The organism is Bartonella sp. MM73XJBT, from assembly GCF_028618465.1.
In the GTDB taxonomy this organism is placed as follows: Bacteria; Pseudomonadota; Alphaproteobacteria; order Rhizobiales; family Rhizobiaceae; genus Bartonella.
In genome coordinates, this window is the sequence record NZ_JAQISY010000016.1 from 24,772 (window position 1) to 36,999 (window position 12,228).

The following is a 12,228-nucleotide window of genomic DNA, read 5'->3' on the forward strand; positions in this document are numbered from 1 at the left end:
TTGTATTATTAAATTTTGCTCTATTTGAGCCTTTTTAAACAAAAATAACAAGGATAATCTTCTCGAAGATAAAGAAATCAGCTTATTATAACAACAAGGTCAGAGAATTGAAAGCGCACACCTATACTGACGAATGATATGATTTGTACTAATCGTTTTTATGAAATGAAATCAGAGAAGTCTGAGCAATTTTTCGGCATTTTTATCTTAGAATTCTCTTTATAAAAAATGAATATATCACTGTATGACACTGTAAATTTTACAATTTATCCAATATTTATAGAGAAAGTTTTATTAAGAGAAATTACAATATTATTTTTTATTGAAAAATGACCGTTAGCAAAAGGTTATTAACCTTCATACGATAGTCTTTGTGCATTCTTTTTGAAGAAGCAATTATTCTCATTGCCATAAATTTGTTGGGTACCATGCACAATTCGAAAAAAAAATCTATTTCTACGCCATCTTTTTTTGATGAGATTACAAAACATACAGCAGAAGAGCAGGCATCTACTGAGATTGCTGAGATATTTTCTTATCCGGAAGTATGGAAAAAGGCATTTACCCTTGGACAAAATGTGCGTTTTACGCGAACACCAGAAGTTGAAATTTTGCGTCGTCGCATAGAAACGGATCCAATTTTTGCAAAACAGTTTAAAGTCTTTACAAAGAAAGAGCAGGAAAATCTAACAAATATTATACACTGTCATAAAAACACAACAAATTCTCCTTCAGCAAAAAAGGTAATCAATTCTCAATCGATAGAAAAAAAAGCATCAATTTGTCATGCAACGGTTTTGAAGCAATTATCACAACAAGCTGTCCATAAACCGTTTGAGAAGGCAAGCGAGGAGCATAAATTACCAGTAGAAAATAATGTAGTGCAAAAAACAAAATCTGTTTTTCATCTTTCTGATGATGCATTTTTCGAGTGTGGATCTTTTATACTGGAACAGCTTGATGCGAAAAACTCAGAAGAAGATATAACATTAATGGATGGCACAAATGAGAATATATCCGATACGACTTCTGCCTTTGATGAGTCAATTACTGCTCTTTACCGTGTTCTTGAATACCGCTTTCCACAATTTTACGATTCCATCACATCAGAATCTCTAGCAGAAACGACTCGGGAAATTGAACAAGTTTCTCATTTAAGGCATGAAAAGAATGAACCAGTTCAAGAGACACAAACGCGTCATTCTGGGTTTATAATTAAAGATTATTCTGATAGATTAAGCGATGCAAAAGCAACGAAAGAGCCTCAAAATACCTACAATATGACTGATGCTACAACAGAAGATATCGCTAAAAATTCAGAAAATTTTTCTGTAGAGAAACCAAAAGGTAAAGTCTTTCGATCTGCGAACACATTGTTAAGCAATTATCATTCTGCTTTTATGTCAAATATTCAATCTTTTAACGCTGATACTTATGAATTTCCTCCAATCAATTTATTACAAGAACCTGTTTTTCATGAAGGCACGATGATCCCGCGAGAAACATTAGAGCGTGGTGCTGGGCTTTTGGAAAGTGTTTTGGAAGATTTTGGCATTAAGGGTGAAATTATCCATGTTCATCCAGGACCAGTGGTGACAATGTATGAATTTGAGCCGGCAGCTGGAGTAAAATCATCGCGTGTTATCAATCTTTCCGATGATATTGCTCGTTCGATGTCTGCTATTTCTACACGCGTTGCTGTGATTCCTGGACGCAATGTTATTGGCATTGAGTTACCCAATGCGGTTCGTGAGACCGTTTATTTGCGGGAATTAATTCAATCAAATTCTTTTCGTGAAAGCCAATTTAAGCTTGCTCTTGCTTTGGGGAAGGGCATTAACGGTGAGCCTGTCATTGCGGAATTAGCGAAAATGCCTCATTTATTGGTTGCAGGAACAACGGGGTCTGGCAAATCTGTTGCAATTAATACAATGATTTTATCGATTCTCTATCGCATGACACCACAGCAGTGCCGTTTGATCATGGTTGATCCTAAAATGCTGGAACTCTCTGTTTATGATGGCATTCCACATCTTTTAACGCCCGTTGTGACGGATCCCAAAAAAGCGGTAACAGCTTTAAAATGGGCAGTTCGTGAAATGGAAGAACGTTATCGCAAAATGGCTAAGTTAGGTGTGCGTAATATTGATGGTTTTAATGCACGCGTTGCACTTGCAGCACAAAAAGGCGAAACGATCATGTGTACCGTACAGTCAGGCTTTGATAAGGAAAGTGGAGAAATGCTTTATCATGAAGAAGCAATGGATCTCACGCAACTTCCTTATATTGTTGTGATTGTTGATGAAATGGCCGACCTCATGATGGTGGCAGGTAAAGAAATTGAAAATGCTATTCAACGTTTAGCGCAAATGGCACGTGCGGCGGGAATTCATCTTATTATGGCCACGCAGCGCCCTTCGGTTGATGTCATTACTGGTACGATTAAAGCAAATTTTCCTACCCGGATTTCTTTTCAGGTCACATCAAAAATAGACAGTCGTACAATTTTGGGGGAACAAGGTGCAGAAACACTTTTAGGGCAGGGAGATATGCTTCATATGGTAGGCGGTGGGCGCATTGTACGCGTTCATGGCCCCTTTGTTTCTGATGCAGAAGTTGAATCTATTGTTGCACATCTTAAAATGCAAGGAAAGCCTGATTATTTAGCCACCGTAACGGATAGTGAAGAGGAAAACAAAGAAAGTGAGTCTGCTGATTCAGTTGCTGGAGTTTCTACAGAAGAAAATCTTGGTGATGATGGTGAAGAACTTTATATGCAGGCTGTAAAGATTGTTATGCGTGATAAAAAATGTTCTACCTCTTATATTCAGCGTCGGCTTGCAATTGGTTATAATAAAGCAGCTTCCCTTGTTGAACGTATGGAAGAGAAAGGCATTGTTGGAGCTGCTAATCATGTTGGGAAACGTGAAATTTTAATCAGTGAGTACAATAATTAAGCAAGACAGTTTTAAAATGCATGACTTTAAAAATACTGAACGATTGTTATTTTAAGAGTTGATGTTTGGTTGACTTTATAAGAACAAGTGTTACCGCACACTTGTTTTTTATTGTGAAATATTAAAAAAATAGAATGGGGAATAATAAAGAAGCAATATTTTGTATTAAGACTGCTGTTGCGGAGTGTAGAATGATACAAAGAAGGGTTGGAGATGTCTTTAGCATTTTTAGATTATCTGGAATGTAAAGAAATTAAACAAGCCTTTATGCGAGGAAAGATGGTGTTCGTTCTTTCTTCTGATTGCAAAAATGTTCTTTGGTCAAACGGTACGGCGGCGTATTTTTTTGGTTTCTCTTCTGTCGCTGACATGATGAAAGAAAGCTCTTTTTTTGACCAAGCGAAATATCATAAGATATTGAAGAGTGCGTCATGTGCAAGTGTTATCACATTGGATGGTTTTAAGCGCACAGCTGAATTTTCTATAGCTTCTATTGATAGTATGGATTTAGGCAAGGTGTTTTTGCTAGAATCTTTGCTAGCAGAAAAGGCTTCTCTTATTGTTGGATTGGATGACGCAACAACCTCCGTTGCAATAATTGATGAATATGGAACAGTGTTGGAGGCTTCTTCTCGTTTTTCATTTATTGATGAAACGGTCAAGATTCTCTTGCAGACAGTTGATGATGAGATGCCAGTCAAAACCATTGTCTCCATAGCAGATATTCGTACACAAGTTGGTATTCTACGCTTGAGAATGAAACCAGCGCATTTTTTAGTTTTATATGCGCAACTAGAACCGGATGCGTTAAACAGTGACCAAGAGCCTTTTCATTTTACGCCAAAACTTTTGCCACAACGGTTTACTTGGAAAATGGATAAGAATGGACGGTTTTGTGATGTTTCAAAAGAGTTAGCTGAAATTGTTGGTCCCCTTTCTTCCTCTATTTTAGGATTGAGTTTTCATGAACTTGCTCATCAGTTTAATGATGAAAGATATCAAGTCCTCAGTGACTTTATTGCGGCTGCTCTCCCTTGGAGCCAACAGATTGTGCCATGGACTGTTGATGATTGTCGAGAACGACTTGATGTTGAATTGTCTGCTGTACCAATTTTTGATGTTCAACAACAGCTTAAGGGATTTCGAGGCTTTGGGGTTTTGAAAACACCAGAAAAAGAACAAGAGAAAGAAGATAAAGATCCGTATATAAAAACATCGAATCTTTCAGAGAGTGAGCGTTCAGCTTTTCATGAGATTGCAGAACGACTGCGTGGAGAATTGCATGCATCTGTAAATAGGACGCATTTCGTTAAAGAAACAGTGGTTCAGTTGCCAAATGCGCAGACATTACCAGAAAATACTCCAAAACAAGCTCTAATAAAAGAGCCGGCGGTTGTTTTATCATTGTTGGATACAACGACGAATGGTGTCTTTTGGTTGGATGGAGAGGGGTTTATTCAATCAGTTAGTCGTGCGACTTTAGCCCTAACGGGCTATGAAATAAATGAATTATTAGCACAGCCATTTTCCTCATTATTCACCCTACAAAGCCGATCTTTGGTAGAAAAATATTTTAAGTTGATTCGTATGAAGGGGAAAAAGCAGGTTTTTAATCATGATGAGACAGCTATTTTAGTAACCAAAAGTCACAAAAATATAAGGGTTTCTATGACGATTATACCTTTGGCACGACAAGACGATTATGCTGTTATATTACGTGATATAACAAGATCAGTTTTACCAAGAGATAAAAGAGCAGAAGAGAATAAAACAGTTGGTGTTGTTCATGAAATGCGGACACCTTTGAATGCTCTTATTGGTTTTGCCGAAATTATGAGAGATGGTCGTTTTGGGGTGATAGACAATGAGCGGTATCGTGGATATTTACGCGATATTATCTCATCTGGAAAACATATATTATCATTAATTAATCAATTACTAGAATGCTCGAAAGCAAATTATTCTAGCTCAAATGATCAGATTAAGGCACCTCTTATATCTGAAGGATTTGATGTGATAGCTTGTTTGCGTGCGAGTATGGCATTTCTTGAAACACAGGCTAATCATAATGGCATTATTATGCGTATTGTTGCTCCAACGCATGTACCATTTATTGGTGTATCACAACAGACATTTCGACAAATTATATGGAACCTTCTTTCCAATGCTATTCGTTTTACGCCATCGGGTGGACAAATTATTGTTCATGTTTCTTATGAAAAAAAAGAGCGTGTAAAGATTTCTGTGAGTGATAACGGTATAGGGATGAGTGATGAAGAGATTATACAAGCACTACAACCTTATGGACAGATAAAGCGCAAAGATGGGCGATCTGGTGACAGCACTTTTATTGGAACTGGTTTAGGACTGCCGATGTGTAAAGCCATGGTAGAAGAAAGTGGGGGACAACTTTTGTTATTTTCAAAACCCAATCATGGAACAACTGTGGAATTGTTTTTTCCATATGTTCCATGAAGCATTCAAATCATTGATTTATATAAATAATTTATCACTATTATTCATATTGAATTAACAATCCAAAGAGCGTATGATTCTCTCATTTCAAATCTCTCTATGTTGAATCAATCAAAATCATTTGCTTGCACGTCACAAGCGGGATTAGCATGTGGATAAAAGTTATATAAGAAAGGACTAAAATGCCTTTTATGGTCCGTCTTGATGCAAGAGCTGTCGCAACATTGGAGGCAGGTAAATATAACAATGGTGCCGGCTTTTTTCTCCACAAGCGTAAAGATGTGAGGACGCAGCAGACCACGGATAAATTCATTTTTTCTTAGCCAACAGATCTCTGATTTCTGACAAAAGTTGTTCTTCTAAAGACATCTCTTTAGAACTTTCCTCTTCTTCTTGTTTTCGACGGAGTTTATTCATAGCTTTAACAAAGAGAAAAAGCACCCAAGCAATAATAAGAAAGTTGATAAGTAAAGTGATAAAGTTACCATAGCTAATGGTTGCCCCAGCTGCTTTAGCAGCACTCAGTGTTGCTTGTTTTTCACCGGCAAGCTGAATAAACATATTAGAAAAGTCGATCCCACCTGTAATAAGCCCAATGATTGGCATAAAGATATCATTGACGACTGAGTTGACCAAGCCACCAAAAGCGCCTCCTATAATCACACCGATAGCAAGGTCAATCATATTACCTTTTAGGGCAAATTCTTTGAATTCTTTAAGCATTGCGTTTTCCCCTTTATGAAAAGATATACGATAATTTTAATTATCGCTTTTGATGAAAAAGGAAAGAGCGGTTTTTATTTTCTTAGTAAACATTATACTACAAAGATTAAAATTTTTTGCCAAGAATATTATAGATATTAAAAATTCACAAAAGGGTTTGTTTGATTTAACTAAGTATCTGGTTGAGTTTAGAACAACAAAAGCTATTTTACAAAAATTTTCTTCTCGTGTTTGCAGATGATTTTATTTTTTAATCTCTGAACAATTTCCAAAAGCTAAGAAAGCTTTTTCTCAAAGCAAAAGGCTCATTTTCTCTTCAAAATGTGTAAATATAAACGTGAATGGCGATGCTGTTATCAACTTTCAGTTATATTATAAACTTTCTTGTAGTAGTGGTACGTTCTTAATTGAGATGATATGCCATCTTTATTAATGATCTTTTATGTTAAAAGATTTATGTGAGGTGCAGTAGATCAGTTTTGTTTTGGAGAAGGATTGATGAGTTTTTTTCGTTGTATTGGTCGTTCTGCTTTATTTATGCTGGACCCAGAACATGCGCACCGTTTAGCGATTATAGGTCTAAAAAATGGACTGAGCACTTGTCAGAAGATTTTCGATAAGCGTTTTTCTGTGACTGTTGCAGGTCTTGAGTTTGAAAATTTTATTGGTCTTGCTGCTGGTTTTGATAAGAATGCAGAGGTTGTTGATGCTATTTTACGTTTAGGATTTGCTTTTACTGAGATTGGTACAGTTACACCAAAGCCCCAAGCGGGAAACCCTAAACCGCGGCTTTTTCGTTTAAAAGAAGATGAGGCGATTATTAATAGAATGGGTTTTAATAATGATGGACATCAAATTGTTTACAAAAGACTTCAAACATATAAACAACTTGGTATTGTAGGGATCAATATTGGAGCCAATAAGGATACGATCAACAAAATTGACGATTATACTGCTGGTATTGCTCACTTTTATGATGTTGCAGACTATTTTACAGTGAATATTTCCTCGCCAAATACACCGGGTTTACGTGATTTACAAGCGCGTGATAGTTTACATCTTTTGATAGATGCGATTTCGCAGGCACGTAATGAGTACAAGAAAAAGTATGGATTTTCTGTTCCCATTTTTTTAAAAATTGCCCCCGATTTATCGGAAAAGGAGTTGGATGATATCGCTGAAGAAATACAGTGTTCTGATTTTGATGGTCTTATTGTTTCCAATACCACTCTTTCACGCCAAGGACTTAAAAATAACCTCTTAAGTACTGAGGAGGGAGGACTTTCTGGTCGTCCACTCTTTGAGCTTTCTACTATTGTACTGGCAAAAATGCGTCAAAAATTAGGGAAGGACATTGCAATTATTGGTGTTGGTGGCATAAAAGATGCACAAACAGCTTTGGAAAAAGTGAAAGCTGGTGCAGATTTGGTACAATTGTATACTGGGATGGTTTATGAGGGACCAAGTCTTGTTGTAAATATTCTCAAAGAAATTTTGCAGTTTATGCAGCAAGATGGGGTTGATAGCATAAAAGCTTATCGCGATCAGAGTGTTGAAGATTGGGCAAAACGTGCACTTCCTTTGTAAGAAAATGATTTTTTCTTGATAAAAGTTGCGGGATTTTTTTAAAGGGGCTTGCAAACTCTTTTGATCTTCCTTATGTCACATAAGCGAAGAATAAATGTTTACGAAATCGTGAACAATTATGATAGATTTTTTTAATGCGGTTGTAGCTCAGTTGGTTAGAGCGCTGGTTTGTGGCACCAGAGGTCGTAGGTTCAAATCCCACCAACCGTACCATTTATCTTGTTACAACTTTTCTAATTCTTATTGTTGGCGTTTTGTAAGGCGGTTAAAAGCCGCGCTTGGCGGGCTTTTTTGCGTGTGAGCCGTCACGGAGCAGAGACCTTGCGCGGATGATTTTTCTCAAATTTTGCCAAAAACGGAATGATACGATCAATAATCGCTTGAAATATAAATGGGTTAACTAAATTTATGATTCTGATTGCAATTGCAATAATAAATATCTCTATCATTATATTTATATACTTTTAGTATATTTTGTAAACCAAGAGAATCTTATTTGCCTTTCATTATTATTGTTCATAATATAAACTATTAAGTTTAAATACATAAAATAAGTAAGCATAAATTTACTAAAATATGACATATTTTTGACATATTATCCTTGACTTTGTAACTCTATAAATATGAACTTGCATGAAAGTGCATTCATATCTCCAGGGGGTGTTTCGGTGGTTGATTATGGGTGAGCCATTCTGGCGCGGGGACATAAGTAACCTTGGGGGAATTTATTTATACACTAAATTGAAGAAAATAAATGAGATTTTTAAATAGTTCGTACGATTATTGCAGTGCCGATAATTTTAATAGCAAATATAACTCTGGTTTTGCGTTTGGTGACAAGTAGGGTGCTGGGATTGGCCTTGCGGCTGGTGTTGGCGTAGGAATGGCAACGCTTAATTTTAATACTGGCATGGCCGCAGCAAGCTTGGGGCTATCTGTAGGCGATAAATTCGGAGGCACCATAGGCGGTTATGTTGGTTATGGTGTGGCTGCTGTCCAGTGTGGCATACAATCTTGGGGTCGATCTATTGCTCATTCAGGTGTGGGATGTTGATGCGCTTTTGATGTAGTTCTTTGGGTTATCCTAAAGCCTAGAACGGTGGTACTGTAAAAGGTGCCACCTTTATGTTTGGAATATTGCACAGGAGGAGCTATGGACGCGTTTGGTTTAGTGCTCGCTTATTTTTGTCTGTGGTTTGGCATGTATCTATTCTTCAAAACTATTGCTATTAATGGAAAAAGCATGTTATACAAGGGGAGCATGGTTGCATTCATAGTGGCGGCATTTGTTGTTCCTCCCCTCATATATTTCTTAGTCTGTGTGCCCATAATATCTCCTCCTGTTATTATAATTATGTTCTTTCTTTCTTTTTGCATTGAATTTATACCCAATATAGTAAACAACATAAAGTGCTTTAGTTTGGCCATTATTGCAAGTTGCCTCATTTTTTTCATGGCAGCTGGTTTTATTGTTATGAGTGATGGCGTTCTGTTAGATTTTTTTGATCTGCAGCTTTCGAGCTATATTTATCTGCTTTTCATTATTCCGTTGATGATAGGGGTGGCTCGCTATGTCCTAATTGCTAGAGCTTTGAAGGAAAAATCTATGTCAGTGCTAGATTTAAGCATTTGTATTGGCTGTGGGTTTGCCATAGGTGTCTTTTTTGTGTCATCACTGCTTTTATCAGACCTTCGAGAAATCTATCAACAGATAGGTTTTGCAAACAGGGAGGCAGTGAAAAAAATGTTTGATTATGCAGTGTTTGGTTTCGCTATTCTAACGGGCCAAGTTTTTTTGACATTTTTGATGGTTCTCTTTGTTACTACAAAGAAATATTATTGGTTGGTCCTTGATGTTCTTGCAGAGCTGTTTTTTAGCCTCTTTGTTTCTTATTATGTAGCGTTTGTTCATACAGATGATAACTATGGAATGGTTATAAGGTGGATTTGTTTGATGTATGTTGTTTATATGTGCGCGCGTTACATTAAATCAAAGAGTGTGAAGCTTAGCGTGATTAACCCGTTTAAAAGGAAAACTGAGTGAGAAGACAGGAGACTATAGTTCTTTGGGTTATCCTAAAGCCTAGAGCTGCCACTCCAATAGGGGCAGTTTCTGGCGCAATAGTAGGCGGGGTCCGTGGAGCAGCCGCGGGTATTGCTAAAGTTGGTTGGGATTGTGTTCGCTCTAAGTGGTGAAATTGTTGTTTGACCTGGCTTTTTTAACAAGGTAAAGGCCTTGCTAAGGGGTACGCTATCAGCCTCTTAGCAGGGAGTTTCTCTCCCGCAATAATATCTTGATATGCTTGGGAGGGCAATGCGCTTTAAGGAAATTATATGTCTGACTTAATTTTTGGAATGCTGCTTAGTTTTGGGATAAGTTCCAGCCCTCGTGTCCTTAAAAACAATGGCTTGTTGGGCGAGCGCGTCATTTTGGGGGGGGCTAGCTGGACTTTCCTGCGCTATCATCTTCGCTTATCCACATAGTGAAAGTAGGCTTCCAGACTTATCTTTGCTTTTGGTATGTTATCTTGGCATGCTTTTAATTCTGCACGAGCACTACTTATATAAATATTTAGTTCTTGGGTTCTGTGGTGCAGTTGCTACCTTGTGTATTGGGGCAGATTTTATATATTTGAGTTCTTTGTTGCCATTGCCTGCTTTGTTTGTTGCTAATAATAGCCAGCAGCAGGTGGTGCATTACATGAGTTTGGTTGCTGCAAGCTATCCCTTTTTTATCCTTTTGATATCAGTTTTAACTGCGGAGCTTTTGCGTTTGTGGTTGCTTCGCGTATATAAGCCAGAATTAGCTGCGCGTGAGGTCCTTTATTTCGGGCTGGGCTGGGGTGTTCTAGACTTATGCTATAAGACCCTCCCAGCTCTTTTTCTTTACTTGAATTACCGTGTTGATAGGGCACCACAAATGGCGGGCTATGTCGCATTTGAATCTTGTTCACAAGCGATCAGCGATCTTATTGCCGCGGGCATGATTGTATTGATGCATGTTGTAAATACGCGCTTTATGTATCTTGGTTTCCAAGATAAGCGCAAGGCCTATTTCTATCTGCCTTTTGTAATTCATTTTGCGGTTGGTCTTTTGTCTATGTTTGGTATTTCTTCAGGCTATGCAATATTAATAAATTCTATTTCTGAGGCTTACAATAATGCTTGACAAATTGACATTATCTGTTATCGGCGCCGTTTTTTGTCTGGTGCTGATTATTTTTCCTTTGATGAAGAAAAAAACATTGGTTGAACGTTTGGTTTTCTTGCTCGTTGTTTTGTGTCTTGTTTTTCTTTATGTTTATGGCACTGCGAGTTATTTTCCTTATTATGTTTTGGCGCTTTCGCTTATATTGGGGTACCGCTGGTTACTCTCTTTGGTTAAAGCGTTTAAAGGCACGAAGGCGATTATTGGGTCAAGCGCTGGTTGTTATGTGCTTTTGGTTTTTTTTCTATACGGGTTTATGCGTATGATAGGCAGTTTGATTTTAGATTTTTCTGCTTATAGTACGCCTAATATTGTTTTTGCTGTTAGTCTATTCCCTATAGGCATGGCGATTATGCAGTTTTTTTTGCTCTCTCATTGGGTGGCAGAAGATAATGGCAATGGTGTAGAGGCAGCACTGGGCGTGGGAATGGGGATTTGGGGGGCTGCTATAGGGCTTGCACTGCTTACATCTCTACCAGAAGCTGTGAAAATCCTAAAAGGGGCCTTTAGTCTTGATAGGGACGCCTTACTTTCTTTACTTGAGACGGTAATATATTATGCGTTTATTATAGGTCTAAGTCTTTTATCAACTTTACAAGGCATTGATTTATAATGATAATCTAGCGTTATTCATATTGAATTAGAACACCGAATAACCTAAGATTCTCTCATTTCAAATCTCTTTATCTTGCATCAATTAAAATCACTCATTTGCACATCACAAGCGGGATGAGTGTGTGGATCAAATTTGTATAAGAAAGGATTAAAAAATGGCTCTTATGAACCGTCTTAATGCAAGGTCTGTCGCAACATTGGGAGCTGGCAAATATAATGATGGTGCCGGCTTGTTACTTCATAAGCGTAAAGATGGAGGTGCTCAATGGATTTTACGGTATACCCTTCACGGTCGGCGTCGTGAAATGGGCTTGGGTGCTTTAAGAGATGTCTCTTTAAAACAAGCCCGTGAATTGGCAACGGGGTGGCGCTCTGTTCTTCGTGAAGGGCGTGACCCCATTAAAGAACGCGATAAACAAAAGCGTGAAGCAATAAGCAATCTCCATTATTTAAAAGATATTGCTTTGGATACTTTTGAAAGCCGGAAAGCTGAATTAAAAGGGGATGGGAAAGATGGAATCTGGTTTACACCTTTACGCCTTCATATTCTCCCTAAATTAGGTTGTCTGCCCGTTTCAGAGATTACACAAACAGAGATACGCAATGTTCTTGCTCCTATCTGGCATACAAAAGCTGGAGCTGCTCGGACAGCATTGATACGTC

Annotated in this window: 11 protein-coding genes, 1 tRNA gene and 1 pseudogene; 12 read left to right on the forward strand and 1 reads right to left on the reverse strand. The window is 37.7% G+C overall.

What is annotated here, in order from left to right; genetic code table 11:
* Nucleotides 1-428: 428 nt before the first annotated feature.
* From PVV69_RS06410 to PVV69_RS06420, 3 genes and pseudogenes are all read left to right on the forward strand, one after another.
* Nucleotides 429-2,957: a DNA translocase FtsK gene (locus tag PVV69_RS06410; RefSeq protein WP_273756893.1), complete on the forward strand. Its 2,529-nt coding sequence runs from the start codon at nucleotides 429-431 to the stop codon at nucleotides 2,955-2,957.
* A gap of 213 nt (nucleotides 2,958-3,170) precedes the next feature.
* Nucleotides 3,171-5,432 carry a PAS domain-containing sensor histidine kinase gene (locus PVV69_RS06415; RefSeq protein ID WP_273756894.1) on the forward strand — a complete coding sequence of 754 codons (2,262 nt, stop codon included), beginning with the start codon at nucleotides 3,171-3,173 and terminating at the stop codon, nucleotides 5,430-5,432.
* A 182-nt stretch (nucleotides 5,433-5,614) separates the two neighbouring features.
* Nucleotides 5,615-5,713 (forward strand): annotated as a pseudogene (locus PVV69_RS06420) (DUF4102 domain-containing protein); the annotation flags it as partial.
* A 28-nt stretch (nucleotides 5,714-5,741) separates the two neighbouring features.
* On the opposite strand, the gene mscL reads toward PVV69_RS06420, so the two are convergent.
* Nucleotides 5,742-6,155, reverse strand: a complete 414-nt coding sequence (gene mscL / locus PVV69_RS06425) for a large conductance mechanosensitive channel protein MscL (RefSeq protein WP_273721434.1) — start codon at nucleotides 6,153-6,155, stop codon at nucleotides 5,742-5,744.
* A gap of 498 nt (nucleotides 6,156-6,653) precedes the next feature.
* On the opposite strand from mscL, the gene PVV69_RS06430 reads away from it, so the two are divergent.
* From PVV69_RS06430 to PVV69_RS06470, 9 genes are all read left to right on the forward strand, one after another.
* Nucleotides 6,654-7,742, forward strand: coding sequence for a quinone-dependent dihydroorotate dehydrogenase (locus PVV69_RS06430; protein ID WP_273756895.1), 1,089 nt, complete (start codon nucleotides 6,654-6,656; stop codon nucleotides 7,740-7,742).
* Between the two features lie 136 nt (nucleotides 7,743-7,878).
* Nucleotides 7,879-7,955, forward strand: a tRNA-His gene (locus PVV69_RS06435).
* Between the two features lie 670 nt (nucleotides 7,956-8,625).
* Nucleotides 8,626-8,796, forward strand: coding sequence for a hypothetical protein (locus PVV69_RS06440; RefSeq protein WP_273756896.1), 171 nt, complete (start codon nucleotides 8,626-8,628; stop codon nucleotides 8,794-8,796).
* A 99-nt stretch (nucleotides 8,797-8,895) separates the two neighbouring features.
* Nucleotides 8,896-9,786 carry a hypothetical protein gene (locus tag PVV69_RS06445; protein ID WP_273756897.1) on the forward strand — a complete coding sequence of 297 codons (891 nt, stop codon included), beginning with the start codon at nucleotides 8,896-8,898 and terminating at the stop codon, nucleotides 9,784-9,786.
* Entirely contained in the window at nucleotides 9,783-9,938 is a 156-nt protein-coding gene (locus tag PVV69_RS06450; RefSeq protein ID WP_273754855.1) for a hypothetical protein, read from the forward strand. Before PVV69_RS06445 ends, PVV69_RS06450 begins: the two co-directional genes overlap by 4 nt.
* A 138-nt stretch (nucleotides 9,939-10,076) precedes the next feature.
* The gene (locus PVV69_RS06455) at nucleotides 10,077-10,226 is read left to right on the forward strand and encodes a hypothetical protein (RefSeq protein ID WP_273756898.1); all 150 of its coding nucleotides are present in this window, start codon (nucleotides 10,077-10,079) and stop codon (nucleotides 10,224-10,226) included.
* A 49-nt stretch (nucleotides 10,227-10,275) separates the two neighbouring features.
* A complete protein-coding gene (locus PVV69_RS06460) occupies nucleotides 10,276-10,911 on the forward strand; it encodes a hypothetical protein (protein WP_273756899.1) in 636 nt (211 codons plus the stop codon).
* Nucleotides 10,904-11,563 carry a hypothetical protein gene (locus PVV69_RS06465; RefSeq protein ID WP_273756900.1) on the forward strand — a complete coding sequence of 220 codons (660 nt, stop codon included), beginning with the start codon at nucleotides 10,904-10,906 and terminating at the stop codon, nucleotides 11,561-11,563. Before PVV69_RS06460 ends, PVV69_RS06465 begins: the two co-directional genes overlap by 8 nt.
* Nucleotides 11,564-11,720: 157 nt before the next feature.
* The coding region (locus PVV69_RS06470; protein WP_273756901.1) for an Arm DNA-binding domain-containing protein at nucleotides 11,721-12,228 on the forward strand (508 nt) is incomplete at its 3' end.